The sequence below is a fragment of the Pseudoalteromonas sp. 3D05 genome (genome assembly GCF_002723455.1).
GTDB lineage: Bacteria > Pseudomonadota > Gammaproteobacteria > Enterobacterales > Alteromonadaceae > Pseudoalteromonas.
The window spans coordinates 30,848-52,776 of the sequence record NZ_PDUS01000011.1; the positions used below are offsets into that span (position 1 = coordinate 30,848).

Here is a 21,929-nt window from a genome sequence, read left to right on the forward strand (position 1 = left end):
TCCTTAAGGTGCAACTGCTTGCATCATTAATCCACAAATATAAGCCATATAAGTGCCCACACCGTAACCCATAACCGCTAATAATACACCTACTGGCGCAAGTGATGGATGAAATGCCGATGCAACGACAGGGGCTGATGCCGCGCCGCCTACATTCGCTTGTGAGCCTACTGCCATGTAAAACAGTGGCGCTTTTATAATTTTGGCGACTATCAACATCAAACTAGCATGAGTTAACATCCAAATTAAGCCGATAACAAAATACATAGGTGATTCAAGAATAGCTGTAATATTCATATGTAGGCCAATCGATGCTACGAGAATATATAAAAAGCTCGAGGCCACTTTAGATGCACCAAATGATTCAATATGGCGTACTTTAGTAAAGGACAAGCTTATGCCTATGGTCGTTGAGATAACAATCAACCAGAAAAATTTGCTATTTAAACTGTACTCTTGTGCCCACGGGAAGTTTGCGCCAAAGAATGGCCCTAAAAAGTCAGCACAAAAATGGGCAAGCCCTGTTATTCCAAATGCAATGGCAATGATTGTCATATAATCATTCAGTGTAGGCATGCGGGCATGTTCGGCATGGTATTTTTCTACACGCTGTTTTAAATCTTCAATGGCACTGGTATCAGCACCTGTTTTAGCATCTATTGCTTTGTGATTGGCAGCCATAAGCAGTAGTACCGCCATCCACAAATTGGCGACAATCACGTCAACAGTGACCATGGCAGAGAAAATATCACCACCCACTTCGAACATTTCTTTCATTGACGCTTGGTTTGCACCACCGCCAATCCAGCTTCCAGCAATAGTTGTCATACCACGCCATACAGCATCAGGGCCGTGGCCACCTACTGCTTCAGGATACACAGCGCTCATCACAAGTATTGCTAAGGGCCCACCGATAACGATACCCACTGTGCCTGTTAAAAACATTATCAGTGCTTTGGGCCCAAGGTTGATAATAGCTCGCAAATCAATACTGATTGTTAATAAAATTAAACATGCAGGTAGTAAATAACGTGATGCAACGTAGTAAACGTTCGATGAGTGACCGTCAACAATACCAAAAGTATTAAGTAGTGAAGGTAAAAAGTAGCAAAGCAATAATGCTGGGACATATTTGTAAAACTTCTTTAGTGTACTGTTTTCACTGTGGGATGTTTTAAAAATAAAACCAAGTATTATCGCCAATAAGCCAAATACTACGGCGTCATTGGTGATCAATGCAGTATGGGTGTCAGCCATGTTGATTCCTTAAATTTAGTGGTGAGTTTTATTATTATCTTCGAGTTCTTCTATTTGGTGCTGAATAATCTCAATTGCCGGATCATCTGGACATTCATCAATAAAAAATTGTAGGTCATCTCTGGCCATTTTAGGACAATCTAATTGATTCAGAAGGTATCCGCGGTCTCTGCGCTCGTAAGGATCGTCGCCTAGTAAATCCATCAACAACTCAACACAGGTTAATGCATGACCAAATTTATTTTCACTTATAAATGCCCACTTTTGCTGAGCTAAGTAAAGTTTATAAACATCATCCCCATAAATCAGCTCTAATGGCTCTTGCTCATCACCATTTTCTTCACTTGCATTCTCAGGAATAATATACCAACTTTGCTGTCCACTGCTGGGCTCTAAAACATAGCCCTCTTCATCACTAATAGCGATATGAACATTTACATCACTGTTAGAAATACACACACTGGCGTCGTAATTAGCGTGGCATAAAAGATGGCATAATAAAATACCCAATGTGGTAGGAGAACCACTGCGCATTGACAATGTATAACTGAAACTATTTAGTGTGTATTCAGGGACTTTTAAGCTAGAGACGCTAAACATCCATTGAGTGTAGAACATGTCTATTAAGGTATCTAATCGCTCATGAATATCTTCTTGTTGCTGACAAACTTGCATAACTAAGTTTTCAAACTCACTGAGCGTTGCAAAACTTTCGCTTATCTTAGCTTGTGTATCCCATTTAGCCTCGGCACTTATGCAGCGGTATAGTGGATCAGGAGCAAATTCATCGTAAGGTTCATTTTGATAGGTCTCATTTTCATCTTCAAACCAAGGAGCGGTCATCAATACTACAACATCTTTTATTAAAACGAGCAGCTAGTTTACCTAGTTTTTAAATCAGTTACCAACGGGAATATCGCTCAAGGGTATGAAGATTTACCTTTGAGCGACAATATTAGAGGATCAAAGGGGTCTTGGTTACTGCAAGCTTACCTATTAAAGCGATAACAGCGGTTGTTACAACTAAAAAGCCCACTTTAACTGCCATTGTTTTTTGTTTGCTCGCAACAATGCCAAGTGCAATATAGGCAACCACTAAAATAATTTTTTCGAGTAACCACATTTGTTCAAGTGGGTTAATTTTTGCCATGGCCATAACAGCAATAGCAGAGATTAACAAAAATGTATCAGTGGCATGGCTGCCAATAAAAACCACTTTATTTTTCGCAATTACGCCACTGCCCATGCGCGAAAACGAACGTACATAAAATAAAATAATACTTAATACAGCAATCGCCATATGTGTGTGTTTTACTGCTAAATAATCCATGTTGTCCTATCTTAACTTTTTTAAAAATAACGTTTTAAATAATTTTACTTAATCTGGGTATAGCGCGAGAATTTTTTCTAAATCGTCAATGTGATCGTTAAATACATCCACTAATTTAGGCTCAAAATGTTTACCTTTTTGTGCGTTAATTTCATTAGTAACATCCTCGATTGACCATGCTTCTTTGTAGCATCGCTTATGGCGTAATGCATCATAAACATCAGCTAGCGCCACTATACGGCCAAAAATATGAATACGCTCACCTGAAATTCCTTCGGGGTAGCCAGTACCATCCCACTTCTCATGATGGTCGCGAGCAATTTCAGCGCCTGCTGTTACGATATCACGCTTTGAACCTTCGAGTATTTTATTTCCCTTTTGCGTGTGGGTCTTCATTATTTCCCATTCTTCGCTATTAAGTTTGCCTGGTTTATTCAAAATAGCGTCTGGAATTCCCACTTTACCGACATCATGCAAGGGTGAGGCTAATCGAATCAATTCAGCATCACGTTTTGATAGTCCATACTTTAATGCTAATAAGTTACAAATATGGGATACGCGTTTTACATGGTTGCCAGTCTCTGTAGAGCGTTGCTCAAGTGCTTCACTTAACCTAAACACAAGCTCTTGCTGTGTTGCTTCAATTTCTGCTTGAAGCTGCACATTTTCGTAGGCTAACTGAACATTTTGTGAAAAGATTTCGATTAAGTGGCGTTGGGTGTCTGTTAGGTATTGCGGTATGCCTGAAATAAACAACATTGAATTATGATTGTACTCACTACAGCAATAGGCAAACAGGTAATTATCTCTATAAACGATTGTTTTATCTTGTAGCGCCTTTTTGCAAGCTAGTAACTGCTCACTATCAAGCACTTCTTCAATTGCTTTACCTTCACTGCGTTCAAAATCGCCACTACCAGAAAAAACGACTAATTTCTTTTGGTTATCCTCAGGATTGCTCGCAACCAAACTTGTTGCATACATGGCTTTATCAACGGTTCCTAATAAGGACGTTAACTGCTGCATCACCCCTTCAATAAAACTCTCTAAAGAGTGTGCGGCGAAAATATCACGTGACGCTTTTATTATTTTTTCTAGCCCTTGGCGGGACTGTTCAATAGACAAGATATCGCGGTATGAACGCAGACTCGACATCACCACAGTAAATAATTTTTGCGCCGTTAGTTCTGTTTTAGATTTATAGTCGTTTATGTCGTAATTAACGATGACTTGCCTTTCTGGCGCCTGGCCTGGCTGGCCGGTACGTAAGATAATTCTGATATGATTGTTTTTGGCTGTCTCTCTGATGTATTGCGCGACTTTAAGACCGGCATCATCTGTTTCCATTACCACGTCAAGTAATACAATGGCTGCATCGGGATTAGCATCAATAATTTTTTTTGCCTCAGCACCTGAATAAGCACTTATAAATTCCAAATGCTTTTCTTGAAACTCGAAGTCACTCAGTGCCAACTTTGTCACGGCATGTACTTCTGGTTCGTCATCAACAATTATTACTTTCCATGTGCCGCGAACAACTTCACTCACTTCTTCCTGCGCTTCATCTGAAAACAAAAAATCATCCATCATACTCGGTCCTTTTGGCCATTTGCATAGATTCTCACAGTGCTGTTTTGGTTATTTTGGCCACTGGGCGAATGTTACACGATCGTTATATGCTAAATCTTTAACAGTAAGTATATTTATATATGCCATTTGTGCAAAAAAACGATGCACTTTAATACTTTGTTCAAAACCATGCTCAATCAAAAGATAACCATTAGGCACTAAATAATCCTTTGCCTGAGTAATAATATGCTTTATATCAGCCATACCATCATCTTCTGCTACCAGAGCTGAAAGTGGCTCAAAACGAACGTCGCCTTGGGCCAAGTGCTCATCATCATGTTCAATATAAGGTGGATTACTCACAATTAGATCAAACTTTTGATTTTCAACTTTGCTAAACCAATTACTTTGTAAAAAGTTAACTTGTTCTAAGCCTAGTCTTTGTTTATTCAATGTAGATAATGCAATTGCTTGCGCTACGCGGTCAACCCCTGTTATTTGCCAATGGGGTTTTTCTGAAGCTAATGCAAGCGCTATTGCACCAGTGCCGGTACCAAGGTCAAGTACACTGGCATTATCACAAAGAGGTAATTCTAGCGCCGTTTCCACTAAGGTTTCGGTATCAGGGCGAGGAATAAGGGTTGTAGGGTTTACTTGCAGTGGTAAACTCCAAAACTCTCGCGTGCCGGTGATATGCGCGACGGGCTCACCACTTAAGCGACGCTGACAATAACTATTAAACAACTGTTGTTGTTCCGCCGTAAGTTGCTTTTCAGGCCAACTAAATAAATAGCTACGGGGTTTGTTTAATACCTCAAGCAGTAATACTTGGGCATCCAGCTTGGCGCTGTCAGTGCTATTTTGCAAAAGCAAAGTAGCACTGTGTATTGCCGATTCAACCGTGTCAGTCACCGTTATTCATCGCCCATCGCAGCGAGTAAATCAGCTTGGTGTTCTTGCATTAGTGGCTCAACCACACAGCCTAAGTCACCAGCTACCACTTCATTTAAACGATAAAGAGTTAAGTTAATACGATGATCAGTAATACGCCCTTGCGGGTAATTATAAGTACGAATACGCTCTGAACGGTCACCGCTACCAACTAAGTTACGACGCTCCGAAGCTTCTGCCGCATGGCGCTTTTCATCTTCTGCTTGTTGTAAGCGTGCAGCAAGTACTGACATCGCTTTGGCACGGTTTTTATGCTGCGAGCGTTCATCCTGACACTCTACCACGACACCTGTTGGAATGTGCGTGATACGAATCGCTGAGTCAGTTTTGTTAACGTGCTGACCACCGGCGCCTGATGCACGAAACGTATCAACTTTGATATCTGCTGTATTGATTTCAATTGCTTCAGCTTCAGGAATTTCAGCCATTACCGCGACTGTACAGGCAGATGTGTGAACACGCCCTTGAGATTCAGTTTCTGGCACACGTTGTACGCGGTGCGCACCTGATTCAAATTTAAGTTGGCCGTAAACACCTTCACCACTGATATTAGCAATGACTTCTTTAAAGCCGCCGTGTTCACCTTCGTTGGTGCTAACCACTTCCACTTTCCACTTTTTCGTCTCAGCATAGCGGGTATACATACGGAATAAATCACCCGCAAAAATAGCCGCCTCATCACCACCAGTACCCGCACGCACTTCAAGAAACACGTTATTATTATCACGCGGGTCTTTTGGTAGCATTAATACTTGAATTTGATCTTCAATAATTTGAATCTGTGATTTTGCTTCTTTATATTCTTCTTGCGCCATTTCACGCATATCAGGATCTGAATCTTTTAGCATTTCTTCAGCGGTTGCAACATCGTCTTGTGACTGTTGGTACGATAAAAATGCTTTTACTATTTCTTCAAGCTCTGAGTATTCTTTTGAAAGAGCACGAAAGCGATTTTGATCGCTGATAACAGAGGGGTCACTTAGTAGCGCTTGCACTTCTTCGTAACGCTCAACTAAGGTTTCTAATTTACGATAAACGGACTCTTTCATGTAACTGTTATTCCTGATCAATACCTAACATTTTCTTTAATTGGCTTAACTGGTCAACTTCACCTTTTTTCGCCGCATCTTGAATTGCACGGGTAGGCGCGTGCATTAAACGGTTGGTTAATTTGTTGGCCAGCTCTAATATTACTTTTTCTGCGTCTTTTCCGATTGTTAATTGGCTAATAGCCTTATCAACCAGCTCAGACTTTATATCATGTACATCTTGACGATAACTGCGAATTAGATCGACAGAATCAAGTGAACGCATCCACATTGCAAACTCAGCACTGCGATGTGTAATAATATCTTGTGCTTCTTCTGCGGCTTGCTCGCGTGATGCGATATTCTCGCTCACAATGGCTTGTAAGTCATCAACGGAATATAAATAGGCGGCTTCAAGCTCCCCTACTTGGCTTTCAATATCCCGAGGAACCGCAATATCTATAAATAGCATTGGCTTATTGCGGCGTTGTTTAAGCGCTTGTTCTACCACACCTTTACCAATGATAGGCAACGTACTGGCGGTGGAGCTAATTACAATATCAGCATGATGCAAACGTTCTGGTAACTGTGCTAGCGCAATGACATCTGCGGATACGTCTTGCGCTAAAGCTCGCGCACGCTCAATAGTCCGATTAGCAACCGTAATTTGTTGTGGATCATTTTGGTATAAATGTTTGGCAACCAGCTCAATAGTTTCACCAGCACCGATAAGTAATACTTTGGTTTTATCAAGTTTACCGTATATGTGCTTTGCTAAGTTAACTGCGGCATATGCAACCGATACAGCGCTTGCTCCAATATCAGTTTCAGTGCGCACTTGTTTTGCCACTGAAAACGTTTTTTGAAATAAACGGTCGAATACCACATCAACAGAGTTGTGGTTTTTTGCACTATTATAAGCCTGCTTTATTTGGCCAAGTATTTGTGGCTCACCTAAAACAAGCGAATCTAAACCACAAGAAACTCGCATCAAATGGTTTATAGCTTCGTTATCTTGGTGGCAATAAATATTATTGCTCAGTTCTTGTTCATCTAAACCATGGAAACTGGCTAACCATTGCAACAGTATTTGGGAATTTTGCTGGGCAAGGCTACAATAGATTTCAGTACGGTTACAGGTTGAAACAATAACAGCCTCATTGAATTGATCATGATCACTCAATTGCTGTAAGGCTTCTGAAAGTTGTTCTGGTGAAAAAGCGACTTTCTCACGCAGTTCTACAGATGCGGTTTTATGATTTATACCCAGTGCTACTATGGTCATATGTGCCAAATATTGCTAAGCGATGCTCGAAAGGCATAATTTTATCAAAAATCAACGGAATATGGAAAGTAAGGAACGACATTTGATTCGACTATATTTGATTTTACTCACATTTTTTTTATTTTTAAGTGGTTGTGCGCATCGAATTGACCCTCAAACCCGTCTTTATGATGACTGGAAGACAAAGTTATCTGCACAAAAGACATGGCAAGTTGAAGGTAAACTTGCGTTTATTAGTCCTGATGAGCGCCAGTCTGCAAACTTAAACTGGCAACAGCAAGATGATTTGAATCAATTAGTACTAACAACATTTATGGGGATTCGAATACTCGAATTAGAACATGACGCACACAGTGCAAAACTCGAATTTGACGATGAAACATATCAAGATGCAAGTGCTTCTCGTTTGCTTCAACGGTTAACTGGGTTTACTATCCCGATTGAAGATGCCGATAACTGGCTAAAAGGGACGGTCACTAACGATTCATTGCGTGTTGATGAATTAGATCGCGCCAAAACCGTTACGTGGCAATCAAATAACGGTCAAAAATGGGATATTACCTATGGCGACTATCAGCAATATGCTGGATTTTGGCTACCAAAAAAGCTAACACTAAAGCACGAAAAAATTAGACTTAAAATTCAACTTTACCGATGGTATTTTAATTAATATGAAGTTAGATTCTGCCCCTCAATTTTCACTTATTGCACCTGCAAAACTCAACCTGTTTTTACACATAAATGGCCGTCGTGATGATGGATACCATGAGCTTGAAACTCTATTTACCTTCTTGGATTATGGTGACAACTTAGCGTTTACTCGGCTAAATACTCCCAGCATTGAGTTAACCGGTGATACAAATAGCATCCCTTTGACAGAAAATTTGATCTACAAAGCTGCTGTATTACTGCAAAAGCATACAAAAACCAGCCTAGGCGCAAAAATAAATTTAACTAAAATTTTGCCTATGGGTGGAGGTGTGGGCGGAGGTTCATCGGATGCCGCAACAACACTTTTAGGGCTCAATAAATTATGGGGTTGCGGCCTCACTTTAAAAGAACTCGCCCTCCTTGGCATTGAACTAGGTGCTGATGTGCCCGTGTTTATAAACGGTAAAAGTGCACTAGCGCAAGGGATTGGTGAGAAGCTTAGTGATGTTGAGCTTGAACAAAAATGGTATTGCGTTGTTCACCCAAGTGAACATATAAGTACCGCTAAAATTTTTACTCACCCCGATTTAACGCGCGATACACCCAAGCTTAATGGTCACTGGCAACACCAAATTTTGCGCAACGATTGTGAGCCATTAGTTAAAAAGCTCTGTCCTGAGGTTGAAAAAACCCTCCAGTGGTTGCTAAAATACGCCCCGTCTAAGATGACTGGCACAGGCTCATGTTGTTTTGTTGAATTTGCATCGCAAACAGAGGCACTTCATGTTCTTGAAAATCTTCCGAGTGATTGGAATGGTTTTATTGCCAGTAGCGTTAATATCTCTCCTGCCCATACGCAGTTGAACGCTATTCATTTAAGCAATGAAGTAACGTACAAGTAAAATACAATTTAAGTTAACAAATGGCGCTTTTGCCTCGTTTGTTAGTCCCAAATTTCAGTGCCTGAGGAACCCTACCGTGCCTGACATGAAGCTCTTCGCTGGTAACGCAACACCTGAGTTAGCTCAAAAAGTTGCAAAACGTTTATATATTGAAGTTGGCGATGCTGTTGTTGGCCGTTTTAGCGACGGTGAGATCAGTGTTCAAATTAATGAAAATGTTCGTGGCTCGGACGTTTTTATTGTGCAATCAACCTGTGCCCCTACTAACGATAACTTAATGGAGTTAATCGTTATGGTTGATGCATTACGTCGTGCGTCTGCAGGTCGTATTACAGCCGTCATTCCTTATTTTGGTTATTCTCGTCAAGACCGTCGTGTACGTTCTGCGCGTGTGCCAATTACCGCAAAAGTTGTTGCTGACTTCCTATCAAGTGTCGGCGTTGATCGTGTTCTAACGGTTGACTTACACGCAGAGCAAATTCAAGGCTTCTTTGATGTGCCAGTGGATAACGTATTTGGTAGCCCAGTTTTATTAGAAGATATGAAGGAACGTCAGTTTGATGATGTTGTTGTTGTATCTCCTGATATTGGTGGTGTAGTTCGTGCCCGCGCTATTGCAAAACTACTTAACGACACTGACCTTGCAATTATCGATAAACGCCGCCCACAAGCAAACGTTTCTCAAGTAATGCATATCATTGGTGATGTTGAAGGCCGTGACTGTATCATTGTCGATGACATGATCGACACCGGCGGTACTTTATGTAAAGCGGCTGAAGCATTAAAAGAGCATGGTGCTAAACGTGTTTTTGCTTATGCAACGCACCCAGTTTTATCTGGTGCAGCAGCAGAGAACATCCGTAACTCAGTGATTGACGAAGTAATTGTTACCGATTCGATTCCGTTATCTGATGAATTAAAGTCGATTGAAAAAATCAAAGTGCTTACACTGGCAGATATGCTTGCTGAAACGATTCGTCGTATTAGTAACGAAGAGTCAATTTCTGCGATGTTTGAACATTAATATCGATACTTTATCGTGATTGAAGCGCCTATTTGGCGCTTTTTTTTTACCCTGTGTTTCTTTTGTCAATAGGTGGTGGTATGATAGCGCGCCTTTTGGCTAGGGACCTTGGTCGCAAAGGCCCTACACTTTTAAATTATTGGAGACATTATGTCTGATACAACTTACACTTATGACGCTGAACTTCGCGTAGAAACTGGTACTGGTGCGAGCCGCCGCCTACGTCGCGAAGACAAAGTACCTGCAATCCTTTACGGTGCAGAAAAAGAAGCAGTAGCGCTTACTCTTGCTCATAAAGATATGATCAAAGCACAAGAAAGCGAAGGTTTTTACACTCACATTCTTACGCTTAACATTGGCGGCGAGTCTGTTGAAGCTATCTTAAAAGATATCCAACGTCACCCTTTCAAGCCTAAGCTTACTCACCTTGATTTCCAACGTGTTGACGCTACTCATAAACTTCATACTAAAGTTCCTCTTCACTTCATCGGCGAAGATAAAGTAACTAAACTTGGTGCTACTGTTGTTCACCAGTTAACTGAAGTTGAAATCACATGTCTTCCAAAAGCACTTCCAGAATTCGTTGAAGTTAACGTTTCTGACCTAGTAGCTGGTGATTCAATCCACCTTTCTGAGCTTAAACTTCCTGCTGGCGTTCAATCAGTTGAACTTGCTAAAGGCGAAGGCCATGATCAGTCAGTAGTTACTGTTAAAGCTAACAAAGCAGCTCCAGCTGAAGACGAAGCTTCAGACGCTGCAGAATAATATTTAAGGTCTTGCACCTTGAATTCTATTCAAATGCTTGTGGGCCTGGCTAATCCAGGCCCCGAATACGCAAACACACGCCACAATGCAGGTGCTTGGTTCATCGAGCAACTCGCAGCACGCTACAACTGTACGCTTAAACACGATCCTAAATATCACGGCCTAACAGGCAAAGTGATTATTCAAGGCCAAGAATTCAAATTATTGATCCCCACCACCTATATGAATTTGAGTGGTAAAGCGGTCAGTAGTTTAGCCAATTTTTTCAAAATCCCTATTGAAAACATCTTAGTTGCACATGATGAAATGGATTTAGACCCGGGCGTTGCTAAATTAAAAAAAGGCGGCGGACATGGCGGTCATAATGGTTTAAAAGACATTATTGCAAAAATGGCAAATCAAAAAGATTTTATGCGTTTACGCGTTGGTATCGGTCATCCAGGACATCGTGAAATGGTCACCGGTTGGGTGCTTGGAAAAGCAGCCAAAGCAGACCAAGAAAAAATGGATGCAGCTGTAGATGAAGCAGTTCGTTGTATGGAAATACTTGCAAAAGACGGTGTGTTAAAAGCACAAAACAGACTTCATTCGTTTAAACCCTAGTAACATAGTTATTAAATCGGTTGAACGGATCTAAACAAGGTATCTTACTATGGGTTTTAAATGTGGTATCGTTGGTTTGCCAAATGTTGGTAAATCTACTCTATTTAATGCATTAACCAAAGCGGGCATTGAAGCCGCTAACTTCCCTTTTTGTACCATCGAACCAAACACGGGTGTGGTTCCGGTTCCTGACGCTCGCTTAGACGAACTTGCTAAAATAGTTAATCCTCAGCGTATTCTTCCAACTAGTATGGAATTTGTTGATATTGCAGGATTGGTAAAAGGCGCATCAAAAGGTGAAGGCCTAGGTAACCAATTCCTAGCAAATATTCGTGAAACGGATGCAATTGGCCATGTTGTACGTTGCTTTGAAGACGAAAACGTCATCCACGTTGCAGGTACTATTGATCCAGCTGACGATATCGACGTAATTAACACTGAACTTGTGCTGGCTGATATGGACAGTGCTGAAAAAGCCTTATTCCGTAACGCTAAAAAAGCCAAAGGCGGCGATAAAGACGCGAAAGAACAGAATGCTGTACTTGAAAAAGTAAAAGTACACCTTGATGAAGGCTTAACTTTACGTTCTTTAGAACTAACTAAAGAAGAAAAAGCAGCCATTGCTTCTATCAACTTTTTAACTATCAAGCCAACTATGTATATTGCTAACGTAGCTGAAGACGGTTTTGAGAATAACCCATTCCTTGACCGTGTACGTGAAATTGCAGCTGCAGAAGACGCCGTTGTTGTTCCTGTATGTGCAGCAATTGAATCTGAGCTTTCAGAGCTTGATGATGAAGATAAACTTGAGTTTATGGCTGATCTGGGTTTAGAAGAGCCTGGTCTTAACCTCGTTATCCGCGGTGGCTATGAATTACTTCATTTACAAACTTATTTTACAGCGGGTGTAAAAGAAGTTCGTGCGTGGACTATTCCTGTTGGTGCTACTGCACCACAAGCAGCTGGTAAGATACATACTGACTTTGAACGTGGCTTTATCCGTGCACAAACGATTGCTTATGATGACTATATTGCCTTTAAAGGTGAAAGTGGTGCAAAAGAAGCAGGTAAAATGCGCCAAGAAGGCAAAGAATATATCGTTAAAGATGGCGATGTAATGAACTTCTTGTTCAACGTATAGTTATTATTTCGCCATATAAAGTGTGGCAATGATTTTAAAGGCTCGTATTTACGAGCCTTTTTTGTTTTTGTGCTATTATCGAATAATAGTAACGCGAAGATTTTTGCTTTCAGACTTGTTAAAAAAACACCATTTTTAATAAAAAATAGCCGCTTAGCTTAATTTTCCTGCAAACAAACCCTGATAAGTGTTTTTTTGCAAAAAAGGTGTTGACGGATTTGGGTCATATCAGCATAATACGCCCCGCACTCAGCGATGAAGTGCTAACAAAAAAGATGGCTAAGTAGCTCAGCTGGTTAGAGCACATCACTCATAATGATGGGGTCACAGGTTCAAATCCCGTCTTAGCCACCATTCTTTTTTGTACTCAATGAAGAGTTTAAAATAACTACTTCAATTTTGATTTATCAAAATTTGAAATGCGGGAGTGGCGGAATTGGTAGACGCGCTGGATTTAGGTTCCAGTATCTTAGGATGTGAGAGTTCAAGTCTCTCCTTCCGCACCATATTCTTGATAAGAATTAAAATTATCAATTGTTTTCTGTTGGGATATCGCCAAGCGGTAAGGCACCAGGTTTTGATCCTGGCATTCCCAGGTTCAAATCCTGGTATCCCAGCCAACAATGGCTAAGTAGCTCAGCTGGTTAGAGCACATCACTCATAATGATGGGGTCACAGGTTCAAATCCCGTCTTAGCCACCATTTCTTTTTTTGAAGTGGCTCTGCAAGAGTTAAATTGCACTCAATGAAGAGTTTAAAATAATTACCATTTCTTTGATTAATTCAAAGTGATAATGCGGGAGTGGCGGAATTGGTAGACGCGCTGGATTTAGGTTCCAGTATCTTAGGATGTGAGAGTTCAAGTCTCTCCTTCCGCACCATGTTCTTGATAAGAACTAAAAGTATTAAACAATTCTTAGTTGGGATATCGCCAAGCGGTAAGGCACCAGGTTTTGATCCTGGCATTCCCAGGTTCAAATCCTGGTATCCCAGCCAACTTCTTCTACCAAAGAATGTTGTATTAAGAAAACTCTGTTAGGAGTTTAAACATAAAATTATATGCGGGAGTGGCGGAATTGGCAGTTGTCTTGATTAGACGCTGGATTTAGGTTCCAAAGCAATAATCTGCATTAATAAAACACTGCGGGAGTGGCGGAATTGGTAGACGCGCTGGATTTAGGTTCCAGTATCTTAGGATGTGAGAGTTCAAGTCTCTCCTTCCGCACCATGTTCTTGATAAGAACTAAACTATCAAATAATTCTTAGTTGGGATATCGCCAAGCGGTAAGGCACCAGGTTTTGATCCTGGCATTCCCAGGTTCAAATCCTGGTATCCCAGCCAACTTCTTCTACCAAAGAATGTTGTTAAAGAATAACTCTCGCTATGAGTATAAAAAGCAACCCCTTTGATGCGGGAGTGGCGGAATTGGTAGTTGTCTTAATTAGACGCTGGATTTAAGTTCCAAAACAATAAAATCTGTATCTAAAGAACTGCGGGAGTGGCGGAATTGGTAGACGCGCTGGATTTAGGTTCCAGTATCTTAGGATGTGAGAGTTCAAGTCTCTCCTTCCGCACCATGTTCTTACCTAGAACTAAAACTCATCCAAATTTAGAGTTGGGATATCGCCAAGCGGTAAGGCACCAGGTTTTGATCCTGGCATTCCCAGGTTCAAATCCTGGTATCCCAGCCAATTTCTTAACCCGCCTATTTAATAAAGAACAGCGAATAAATTATACTATTCTTTACTCTGCCTATTTAATTCTTTCATTCGTATATTTTATTACTTTCCCAGAGCAACCTTACACACTATAACCCCCTTGCAATAAAGGCCACATGTACACACAACTACAATACATAGTCGCATGGAAATTTTTCCTTACCATATGGAAAGCCCTATTTAAGGTAAATGTATTAACAGCATGTTAATATTGTGTTTACTTTTGTGAAATTAGTGGTAGCATTTAAATTGCTCAAATTAAGAGCGATTTAAATTCTAATAAGGACAATTACTATGAAAAAAATATATTTAGTCGTAGCTTTATTTGCGAGTGTGTTTTCAACAAACGTGTTTGCAAATTCAGTATCGTGTTATGTAGACACCATGGCATATGACAATTACTCTCAAAACAGATGTTTTGGTGGTGAAAGTAATCCTAACTTTGATCCAAAAGTAGTGTTCAAAATTAATACATCGAAAGCAGTTTCTAACGTAGAGTGGGTTTTTAATGGCACTTATGACCGTTCAACTAACTGTAATGGCACCACTTGTATTGTTGACGTTTATAAAGTTGAAAGTTCAATGACGGCATGCGTTGATAAAATTTACTATACTGATTTTACATGGGAAGATGTTAATTGGTGTGCAACCGCTGAGTACATGTATTCGCGCTCAGGTATGTGGAACTAAGTTTTATTACGATAATAACAAGTGCCCTCAATTGGCACTTGTTATTAGTGCAGTGCTGCAAATTTAGTGATCGCCAGAATAAACTAATCCAACGTTCCACTAATCGCGTATTTCAGTACCCAGTTCTTTATAGGTCCAGTGCTATTGGCTATTTTTAAAAAACGATTACGCGCCCACTGTAAAGGGGTTAGCTGATTAGAAAAACCAAAATAGCATGCATCCATCATACTCATCATCAGTAAATTTGCTTTACGACGCGTTTGCTCATAATGTTTGAGATGACTTTCGTTACCAATGTCATCTACCGATGCTAAAATATCGCTAAGCGCTGCTACATCTTGAAAGCCTAGATTGACTCCCTGCCCAGCGAGAGGATTTATTGTATGTGCAGCATCTCCAACTAACACCAAACGCCCTGCTGAGTATTTATTAGCGTGTTGACGAGCAAGTGGAAAGACCGCTTGATTAACAATTTCAAAATCACCAGCTAGCGGTTTAAAGTTTTCAATTATTTGTTGTTTTAACTGTTCTTTGGTTAATTTATTTAAATTTTGTAACTTAGCTGCGTCGTCATACCAAATTAAGTTGGCATAAGGTGCCTGCATAGGTAAAAATGCTACAGGGCCTGAAGGTTTAAACTGTTGCCATGTTTTAATTTGTTGTGGGGCATCCATTTTAATTAATACGCCCATACAATGTTGTTGGTATTGCCAACCTGTTACCCCAATATTTGCTTTTGCGCGCAATTGCGACTGACCACCGTCTGCTGCAATCACTAAATTGGCACTATAACGCTCTTCACCATAGATTAAGCTAATATCTTGCGCTGTCTGTTCAATAGCACAAATAGGCGATTTGATGGTGAGCACATCGATATTATGTTGTTTAAATTGCTGCCATAAACTGGCTTGAATTAGTTTATTTTCGATTAAGTGACCTAAGTGCGAGGTGTTAATATCATTACAGTCAAAAAGAAGGTTATCCCCAGCACGTTCAAACGCTTCTAGCTGTTGATATGGAGCCAAGCGTGATGCTCGTAACAATGGCATTGCACCAAGCTCATCAAGTAACTTTTCAGAAAAACGATTGATAGCTGATACGCGTATATCGATAGTCTCGCTTTGCAATACTTGCTCAGCGTTAATAGGTCGTTGCTCTATAACACGAACATCACAACCTTGCTGTGCTAACTTTACTGCCATTGCGGCGCCGACCATGCCGCCACCGACAACGATAACTTTGTTTTTTTGCATATTTTTGATCACAACTTAGGTCACTAACTATGGCGTTGATTGTAGCGTACTTAGTTGAAAAAATGCGAGTTGCTTTAATGCTCAAACGCACTATTGCGCAGTTTGTTTGATTTCAAATCACAAAGATCAAATCTATACTTGGATCTGGGCGGGTATCCAGATAAAATACGCGTCCTTTAAGTTAACGGGCATTTAAATGCTCATATTACTTAACTCCTGTTTCTAGCACATTTTTGTGCCACTACCGAATTGAAAACGAGGCTATATTTCAATGAGTAAAAAGCTGCATATTAAAACTTGGGGTTGTCAGATGAATGAGTACGACTCTCAGAAAATGGCGGATCTCCTCGATGCAACCAACGGCTATCAGTTAACTGAAGAAGCTGGTGAAGCAGATGTCATTCTACTCAATACGTGTTCAATTCGTGAAAAAGCACAAGAAAAAGTGTTTCATCAACTGGGTCGTTGGAAATTATTAAAAGATGACAAACCTGACTTGATTATTGGTGTTGGTGGCTGTGTTGCCTCTCAAGAAGGTGACTCTATTCGTCAACGTGCTCCTTTTGTTGATGTCATTTTTGGCCCACAAACTTTGCACCGTTTGCCTGAGATGATCAAGCAAGTGCAAGGCAATAAAGGCAGCTCTGTAGTTGATATTTCATTCCCTGAGATTGAAAAGTTCGACCGCCTACCGGAGCCAAAAGCTGAAGGCCCAAGTGCATTTGTATCAATTATGGAAGGCTGTTCTAAATACTGTACTTTCTGCGTGGTACCTTATACACGTGGTGAAGAAGTAAGCCGCCCACTAGATGATGTATTACTTGAAGTTGCTCAGCTTGCAGAGCAAGGCGTACGTGAAGTAAACCTACTTGGCCAGAACGTTAACGCCTACCGCGGCGAGACTTACGATGGCGAAATTTGTTACTTCTCAGATTTAATCCGTTATGTAGCAGCGATTGATGGTATTGACCGTATTCGTTATACCACATCTCACCCAGTAGAATTTACACCCGATATTATTGACGCTTATGCAGATGTACCTGAGCTTGTTGATCACTTACACCTACCAGTACAAAGTGGTTCTGACCGTATTTTAAACTTAATGAAGCGCGGCCATACAGCACTTGAATACAAATCAACTATTCGTAAATTACGTAAAATTCGCCCGAACTTAAGCATGTCGTCTGACTTCATCATTGGTTTCCCAGGTGAAAGCAACGCTGACTTTGAAGCAACCATGAACCTTATCAATGATATTGGTTTTGATATGAGCTTCAGCTTTATCTATAGCGCACGCCCTGGTACGCCTGCCGCTGACTTACCTGATGATGTTTCTGAGCAAGAGAAAAAAGAGCGTTTATACTTATTACAAAATCGTATTACGCAAATGGCACAGCAAATCAGTCGCCAAATGTTTGATACCGAACAACGTATACTCGTTGAAGGTCCATCAAAGAAAAACCCGATGGAATTGCGAGGTCGTACTGAAAATAACCGCGTAGTGAACTTTGTAGGGCCACACAATGTGATCGGTCAATTTGTTGATGTACGTATAACAGAAGCACTGCCTAATTCTTTACGTGGTGACTTGATTCGTACAGAATCAGAAATGAATTTACGCCGTGATATCGCTCCTGCTGACATTCTTAGTAAAGCAGCGCAGCCTGAACCTCAAGCAACACCCAATGAAATCGGTGTTACTACATTCGTTCCTTAGGCGACAATGACAGTGCCAGCAATAGCTGGCACACCACAACAGGAAGCCATTTTGAGTAATCAGTTAAAAAAATTAGAGATTTATTTAGAACCCTCCGACAATAAACGCCTCACATCTTTATGCGGACCGTTTGATGAGAATATCAAACAGATCGAACGCCGTTTAGGCGTCGAAATCACTCATCGCGATAACTACTTTAAAATAACAGGTAAAACCACCAGTGCTTTTGCTGCAATGGAAATCGTCAAAGATTTGTATGTTGAAACGCAACCTGTGCGTGGTGTGGTTAAAGAAATTGAACCTAATACCGTTCACTTGGCAATTTCTGAATCAACTGCCCTTGAACAAGACGAACTTAGCGAATACGGCAAAGAAGTGGTGATTAAAACTCGTCGTGGCGTAATTAAACCCCGCAACGATAACCAAGGTCATTACGTATCAAATATTTTTCGCCATGATATTACCTTTGGTATTGGACCCGCTGGCACAGGTAAAACCTACCTAGCAGTTGCAGCAGCGGTTGATGCCTTAGAGCGCCAAGAAATACGCCGCATACTGCTTACACGCCCTGCTGTTGAAGCAGGTGAGAGATTAGGTTTCTTACCTGGCGACTTAAGCCAAAAAATTGACCCATACTTACGGCCTTTATATGATGCTTTATTCGAGATGCTGGGTTTCGAGAAGGTTGAAAAGCTGCTAGAGCAAAATGTTATTGAAGTAGCGCCACTTGCTTTTATGCGTGGACGTACGCTTAACGACGCCTTTATTATTTTAGATGAAAGCCAAAATACAACTGTAGAACAAATGAAAATGTTCTTAACACGTATCGGTTTTAATTCTAAAGCAGTTATAACCGGTGATATCACTCAAGTCGATTTACCACGTGGTGCTCGCTCTGGTCTTCGCCATGCAATCGAAGTACTCAGTGATGTTGAAGAAGTTAGTTTTAATTTTTTCCAATCGCACGACGTTGTTCGCCACCCAGTTGTTGCCCGCATTGTGGAAGCTTACGAGCGTAACGATGAAGCGGACCGCATTAAACGCGCCGAAAAACAACGCGCTAAAGATCTGCTAGCAAATGCTGAACAAGCAGCCACTGATAATAATGAGTAAACCTTTGACAACAGAACTTGATTTACAAATTGCGTGCGAGTTTGACAACTTACCTAGCCTTGAGAAATTTGCTGTTTGGGCTAATAAAGTATTAAGTCAGTACCGTGATGAATCTGAGCTCACCATCGTTATCGCTGATGAAGAACAAAGCCAGCAACTTAATAATGATTACCGTGGTAAGAACAAACCTACAAACGTTCTTTCATTTGAGTTTGAAGCGCCACCGGGAATTGAACTTCCACTTGTAGGTGATTTAATCATTTGTCCAGCGATTGTTTTAGCTGAAGCAAATGAACAAGAAAAGACCTTTCACGACCACTTTGCCCATATGGTGATCCACGGATGCTTGCATTTACTCGGATTTGACCATATAAAGGAAGAAGATGCGAATGAAATGGAAAGCATAGAAAAGCAGTTACTTGCTGATCTAGGTATAGCAGACCCATATCGGGACGATATTTAAACAAACGGAGCAGATAGACGCAATGAGCGACGATAACTCGCAGACTAGCCAGGGTTCTTCTAGCAAGAACTGGTTGGGTAAAATTACCCAAATGTTGCAAGGGGAACCCCAGAATAGAGAAGAGCTGGTTGAAGTAATTGCCGATGCGCAAGAACGGGATGTCATAGACCCTGAAACCAAAGAAATGATTGAAGGTGTGCTTGGTGTATCTGAGCTTAAAGTGCGCGATATCATGATCCCGCGCTCACAAATGATCACACTTGAGGTTGATGCAAAGCTAGAAGAGTTAATTCCTATGATGGTTGACTCTACCCATTCACGATTCCCTGTGGTGTGTGAAGACAAAGACCATGTTGAAGGAATTTTGCTAGCGAAGGATTTACTGCCGTTAATATTAAATAAAGACGACCAACTTCCGTCTTTGCGCGATTACTTACGCCCAGCTGTTGTGGTGCCTGAGAGTAAACGCGTTGACACATTACTGAATGAATTTCGTCAACAGCGCTATCACATGGCGATTGTGATTGATGAGTATGGTGGTGTATCGGGTTTAGTCACCATCGAAGACATCTTAGAAATCATCGTAGGTGAAATTGAAGACGAGCATGACGAAGAAGAAGAGCAACAAGATATTCGTCAACTTGCCAAACATGTTTATGTAGTGCAGGCGCTAACCCCCGTTGATGACTTTAACGAAAAGTTTAAAACAGGCTATAGCACACAAGAAGCAGACACTATCGGTGGCACTGTGTTGCACGCGTTTGGCCATATGCCAGGACGCGGAGAAACCATCGAAATTGATGGCCTACAATTTAAAGTAACCAATGCAGATAGCCGTCGTCTATTGCAACTACAGGTTACCGTACCTAAGGCTGATGATAGCGACAGTGAAGACAATACTGACTAATTGCCTACATTTAGCAAAAGATAAAAAAGCATGGCTCGCACTGGTTGCGGGCCTTCTTTTAACTTTAAGCTATGCTCCTTTCGGGATTTGGCCCCTGACCTTTGTTTGCCTGCTATTGGCAATTTACACCACACATAATCTGCAATACGGTAAGCAACCCAGTAAACAAGCCGCAAAATATGGTTTTATTTTTGGCCTAGGCTGGTTTGGGGCCGGTATTAGCTGGGTACATGTGTCTATTGCAACATTCGGTGGCATGCCGCTAGTTGCTTCAGTGCTCCTTATGGTGCTGTTATGTGCCTATCTAGCTATTTACCCCGCCCTTGCCTTTATGTTTGCCACACGCTTTGCTAGCGGTCTTAATAGCTATGGCTTATTATTGTTAACTGGTTTTGCTATTACTGAGTATTTACGTGGTGTCGTTTTAACGGGTTTCCCATGGCTCAGTTTTGGTTATACTCAAACCGACAGCCCGCTTAATTACCTGGCCCCCATCATTGGTGAATTTGGCTTAACATTAGTCTGTATTGCTATTGGCTTTGGCCTATATAGACTAGTATGTACGCGAGAGTTTAAAACATCAGTCATCATAGCATTGTTTGCTGCTGTGCTAGTTGGGATTAATCACTACAGTCGTAATACTAATTACAGTGATAAAACCATCAGCACTTTGCTTGTTCAAGGGAACATCAAACAAAACTTACGGTTTGAACCCAGTGAATTTTGGACCACTATGAGTAAGTATCAGGACATGACACGCCCGCACTGGGATGTTGACTTAGTCGTTTGGCCAGAAGCTGCGGTACCTGAAATAGAAGCCCTTGCAGACAGCTTTTTAGTCGGTCTTGATAGCGCAGCTTCATTTAATGAAACTGCCCTTATTACGGGTATTGTTGACTACCAACTAGATACCAAAACGGTCTTCAACACCTTGATAGTGCTGGGTAATAAAGAACGTAACGATGAGCACGGCCATTATCAATACCTAGGTAAAAACCGCTTTCAAAAACATCAATTACTCCCTATTGGTGAGTTTGTACCGTTTGAAGATATTCTGCGCCCAATCGCGCCTTTGTTTGATTTGCCCATGTCATCATTCTCACGTGGTGATGAAGTACAAAACAATTTACGCGCCAACGGCTTAAATATTCTCCCTGCTATTTGCTTCGAAATTGCTTTTGCTAATTTAGTACGTGGTAACTACCGCAGCGACTCTGATATCTTGTTTACTGTTAGTAATGACGCCTGGTTTGGTGACTCACATGGTCCGCACCAGCATATGCAAATGGCCCGCATGCGCGCCCTAGAATTACAACGCCCGCTAATACGGGTTACAAACAACGGTATCAGTGGTGTTTACGACCCTATCAGTCAAGCACAAATTAGCATGCCACAGTTCAAAGCCGACATATTAAAAGCCAATGTTAAACTTATTCAAGGAAATAGTATCTATAGTCAATATGGTAATTGGCCGGTGTGGATTGTAGTGGTGTTGATGGGGATTTTGGGGATAGTTATTGGTTCTAGGCGCTAGGTAAATGTTTGCCATAAATGACAACCT

Annotated in this window: 20 protein-coding genes and 10 tRNA genes; 22 read left to right on the forward strand and 8 right to left on the reverse strand. The window is 41.1% G+C overall.

Annotated features, from left to right (window positions below; genetic code table 11):
* Nucleotides 1-3 precede the first annotated feature (3 nt).
* The 7 genes from CSC79_RS12160 to hemA all read right to left on the reverse strand — a co-directional run bounded on the left by CSC79_RS12160 (nucleotide 4) and on the right by hemA (nucleotide 7,420).
* Nucleotides 4-1,257 carry a DUF819 family protein gene (locus tag CSC79_RS12160; RefSeq protein WP_099296047.1) on the reverse strand — a complete coding sequence of 418 codons (1,254 nt, stop codon included), beginning with the start codon at nucleotides 1,255-1,257 and terminating at the stop codon, nucleotides 4-6.
* 15 nt (nucleotides 1,258-1,272) lie between these two features.
* Complete coding sequence (locus tag CSC79_RS12165) at nucleotides 1,273-2,100, reverse strand: tetratricopeptide repeat protein (RefSeq protein ID WP_099296048.1); 828 nt, start codon at nucleotides 2,098-2,100, stop codon at nucleotides 1,273-1,275.
* Nucleotides 2,101-2,212: 112 nt separating this feature from the next.
* Entirely contained in the window at nucleotides 2,213-2,587 is a 375-nt protein-coding gene (locus CSC79_RS12170) for a SirB2 family protein (protein WP_099296049.1), read from the reverse strand.
* A 48-nt stretch (nucleotides 2,588-2,635) separates the two neighbouring features.
* Nucleotides 2,636-4,177, reverse strand: a complete 1,542-nt coding sequence (locus CSC79_RS12175; RefSeq protein WP_237114012.1) for a DUF3369 domain-containing protein — start codon at nucleotides 4,175-4,177, stop codon at nucleotides 2,636-2,638.
* Between the two features lie 48 nt (nucleotides 4,178-4,225).
* The gene (gene prmC / locus CSC79_RS12180; RefSeq protein WP_099296050.1) at nucleotides 4,226-5,068 is read right to left on the reverse strand and encodes a peptide chain release factor N(5)-glutamine methyltransferase; all 843 of its coding nucleotides are present in this window, start codon (nucleotides 5,066-5,068) and stop codon (nucleotides 4,226-4,228) included.
* A gap of 2 nt (nucleotides 5,069-5,070) precedes the next feature.
* A complete protein-coding gene (prfA, locus tag CSC79_RS12185; RefSeq protein WP_099296051.1) occupies nucleotides 5,071-6,156 on the reverse strand; it encodes a peptide chain release factor 1 in 1,086 nt (361 codons plus the stop codon).
* A gap of 7 nt (nucleotides 6,157-6,163) precedes the next feature.
* A complete protein-coding gene (gene hemA / locus CSC79_RS12190; protein ID WP_180270429.1) occupies nucleotides 6,164-7,420 on the reverse strand; it encodes a glutamyl-tRNA reductase in 1,257 nt (418 codons plus the stop codon).
* A gap of 82 nt (nucleotides 7,421-7,502) precedes the next feature.
* On the opposite strand from hemA, the gene lolB reads away from it, so the two are divergent.
* The 17 genes from lolB (at nucleotide 7,503) to CSC79_RS12275 (ending at nucleotide 14,915) form a co-directional block, all read left to right on the forward strand.
* Nucleotides 7,503-8,090 (forward strand): lipoprotein insertase outer membrane protein LolB, encoded by a 588-nt coding sequence (lolB, locus tag CSC79_RS12195; RefSeq protein ID WP_099296053.1) that lies wholly within the window; start codon nucleotides 7,503-7,505, stop codon nucleotides 8,088-8,090.
* 1 nt (nucleotide 8,091) lies between these two features.
* Entirely contained in the window at nucleotides 8,092-8,973 is an 882-nt protein-coding gene (gene ispE, locus CSC79_RS12200; protein WP_099296054.1) for a 4-(cytidine 5'-diphospho)-2-C-methyl-D-erythritol kinase, read from the forward strand.
* A gap of 76 nt (nucleotides 8,974-9,049) precedes the next feature.
* A complete protein-coding gene (locus CSC79_RS12205; RefSeq protein ID WP_058560580.1) occupies nucleotides 9,050-9,997 on the forward strand; it encodes a ribose-phosphate pyrophosphokinase in 948 nt (315 codons plus the stop codon).
* Between the two features lie 150 nt (nucleotides 9,998-10,147).
* The gene (locus CSC79_RS12210) at nucleotides 10,148-10,762 is read left to right on the forward strand and encodes a 50S ribosomal protein L25/general stress protein Ctc (RefSeq protein WP_099296055.1); all 615 of its coding nucleotides are present in this window, start codon (nucleotides 10,148-10,150) and stop codon (nucleotides 10,760-10,762) included.
* An 18-nt stretch (nucleotides 10,763-10,780) separates the two neighbouring features.
* Entirely contained in the window at nucleotides 10,781-11,365 is a 585-nt protein-coding gene (gene pth / locus CSC79_RS12215) for an aminoacyl-tRNA hydrolase (RefSeq protein ID WP_099296056.1), read from the forward strand.
* Between the two features lie 49 nt (nucleotides 11,366-11,414).
* Nucleotides 11,415-12,506 (forward strand): redox-regulated ATPase YchF, encoded by a 1,092-nt coding sequence (ychF, locus tag CSC79_RS12220; protein WP_099296057.1) that lies wholly within the window; start codon nucleotides 11,415-11,417, stop codon nucleotides 12,504-12,506.
* Between the two features lie 277 nt (nucleotides 12,507-12,783).
* Nucleotides 12,784-12,860 (forward strand) — tRNA-Met (locus tag CSC79_RS12225).
* Between the two features lie 67 nt (nucleotides 12,861-12,927).
* A tRNA-Leu gene (locus CSC79_RS12230) sits at nucleotides 12,928-13,012 on the forward strand.
* Between the two features lie 39 nt (nucleotides 13,013-13,051).
* Nucleotides 13,052-13,126 (forward strand) — tRNA-Gln (locus CSC79_RS12235).
* Nucleotides 13,127-13,131: 5 nt separating this feature from the next.
* Nucleotides 13,132-13,208, forward strand: a tRNA-Met gene (locus CSC79_RS12240).
* Nucleotides 13,209-13,302: 94 nt separating this feature from the next.
* Nucleotides 13,303-13,387, forward strand: a tRNA-Leu gene (locus CSC79_RS12245).
* A 40-nt stretch (nucleotides 13,388-13,427) separates the two neighbouring features.
* A tRNA-Gln gene (locus CSC79_RS12250) sits at nucleotides 13,428-13,502 on the forward strand.
* Nucleotides 13,503-13,649: 147 nt separating this feature from the next.
* Nucleotides 13,650-13,734: transfer RNA gene (locus tag CSC79_RS12255), tRNA-Leu, on the forward strand.
* Nucleotides 13,735-13,773: 39 nt separating this feature from the next.
* Nucleotides 13,774-13,848, forward strand: a tRNA-Gln gene (locus CSC79_RS12260).
* A gap of 151 nt (nucleotides 13,849-13,999) precedes the next feature.
* Nucleotides 14,000-14,084 (forward strand) — tRNA-Leu (locus CSC79_RS12265).
* Nucleotides 14,085-14,123: 39 nt separating this feature from the next.
* Nucleotides 14,124-14,198 (forward strand) — tRNA-Gln (locus tag CSC79_RS12270).
* A 321-nt stretch (nucleotides 14,199-14,519) separates the two neighbouring features.
* Complete coding sequence (locus CSC79_RS12275; protein ID WP_099296058.1) at nucleotides 14,520-14,915, forward strand: hypothetical protein; 396 nt, start codon at nucleotides 14,520-14,522, stop codon at nucleotides 14,913-14,915.
* Nucleotides 14,916-14,998: 83 nt separating this feature from the next.
* Here CSC79_RS12275 and CSC79_RS12280 read toward each other — a convergent pair whose 3' ends face one another.
* The gene (locus tag CSC79_RS12280; protein ID WP_180270430.1) at nucleotides 14,999-16,168 is read right to left on the reverse strand and encodes an FAD-dependent oxidoreductase; all 1,170 of its coding nucleotides are present in this window, start codon (nucleotides 16,166-16,168) and stop codon (nucleotides 14,999-15,001) included.
* Nucleotides 16,169-16,439: 271 nt separating this feature from the next.
* Between CSC79_RS12280 and miaB the strand changes: the two genes are divergently transcribed.
* From miaB to lnt, 5 genes are read left to right on the forward strand one after another with little or no spacing between them, the layout of a single operon-like run.
* Entirely contained in the window at nucleotides 16,440-17,885 is a 1,446-nt protein-coding gene (gene miaB, locus CSC79_RS12285; protein ID WP_099296060.1) for a tRNA (N6-isopentenyl adenosine(37)-C2)-methylthiotransferase MiaB, read from the forward strand.
* Nucleotides 17,886-17,936: 51 nt separating this feature from the next.
* Nucleotides 17,937-18,998 carry a PhoH family protein gene (locus CSC79_RS12290; RefSeq protein ID WP_099296138.1) on the forward strand — a complete coding sequence of 354 codons (1,062 nt, stop codon included), beginning with the start codon at nucleotides 17,937-17,939 and terminating at the stop codon, nucleotides 18,996-18,998.
* Between the two features lie 4 nt (nucleotides 18,999-19,002).
* Nucleotides 19,003-19,461: an rRNA maturation RNase YbeY gene (gene ybeY, locus CSC79_RS12295; protein ID WP_099296139.1), complete on the forward strand. Its 459-nt coding sequence runs from the start codon at nucleotides 19,003-19,005 to the stop codon at nucleotides 19,459-19,461.
* Nucleotides 19,462-19,483: 22 nt separating this feature from the next.
* Entirely contained in the window at nucleotides 19,484-20,368 is an 885-nt protein-coding gene (corC, locus tag CSC79_RS12300) for a CNNM family magnesium/cobalt transport protein CorC (protein ID WP_099296061.1), read from the forward strand.
* A complete protein-coding gene (lnt, locus tag CSC79_RS12305) occupies nucleotides 20,349-21,902 on the forward strand; it encodes an apolipoprotein N-acyltransferase (RefSeq protein WP_180270431.1) in 1,554 nt (517 codons plus the stop codon). The genes corC and lnt overlap by 20 nt, the downstream gene beginning before the upstream one ends.
* Nucleotides 21,903-21,929: the final 27 nt, after the last annotated feature.

What these genes read in the sequence shown, in the direction of transcription:
- CSC79_RS12160 (WP_099296047.1), bottom strand. Translation starts at nt 1,257, where the DNA reads ATGGCTGACACCCATACTGCATTGATCACCAATGACGCCGTAGTATTT.
- CSC79_RS12165 (WP_099296048.1), bottom strand. Translation starts at nt 2,100, where the DNA reads ATGACCGCTCCTTGGTTTGAAGATGAAAATGAGACCTATCAAAATGAA.
- CSC79_RS12170 (WP_099296049.1), bottom strand. Translation starts at nt 2,587, where the DNA reads ATGGATTATTTAGCAGTAAAACACACACATATGGCGATTGCTGTATTA.
- CSC79_RS12175 (WP_237114012.1), bottom strand. Translation starts at nt 4,177, where the DNA reads ATGATGGATGATTTTTTGTTTTCAGATGAAGCGCAGGAAGAAGTGAGT.
- prfA (WP_099296051.1), bottom strand. Translation starts at nt 6,156, where the DNA reads ATGAAAGAGTCCGTTTATCGTAAATTAGAAACCTTAGTTGAGCGTTAC.
- hemA (WP_180270429.1), bottom strand. Translation starts at nt 7,420, where the DNA reads ATGACCATAGTAGCACTGGGTATAAATCATAAAACCGCATCTGTAGAA.
- ispE (WP_099296054.1), top strand. Translation starts at nt 8,092, where the DNA reads ATGAAGTTAGATTCTGCCCCTCAATTTTCACTTATTGCACCTGCAAAA.
- CSC79_RS12210 (WP_099296055.1), top strand. Translation starts at nt 10,148, where the DNA reads ATGTCTGATACAACTTACACTTATGACGCTGAACTTCGCGTAGAAACT.
- ychF (WP_099296057.1), top strand. Translation starts at nt 11,415, where the DNA reads ATGGGTTTTAAATGTGGTATCGTTGGTTTGCCAAATGTTGGTAAATCT.
- CSC79_RS12275 (WP_099296058.1), top strand. Translation starts at nt 14,520, where the DNA reads ATGAAAAAAATATATTTAGTCGTAGCTTTATTTGCGAGTGTGTTTTCA.
- CSC79_RS12280 (WP_180270430.1), bottom strand. Translation starts at nt 16,168, where the DNA reads ATGCAAAAAAACAAAGTTATCGTTGTCGGTGGCGGCATGGTCGGCGCC.
- miaB (WP_099296060.1), top strand. Translation starts at nt 16,440, where the DNA reads ATGAGTAAAAAGCTGCATATTAAAACTTGGGGTTGTCAGATGAATGAG.
- corC (WP_099296061.1), top strand. Translation starts at nt 19,484, where the DNA reads ATGAGCGACGATAACTCGCAGACTAGCCAGGGTTCTTCTAGCAAGAAC.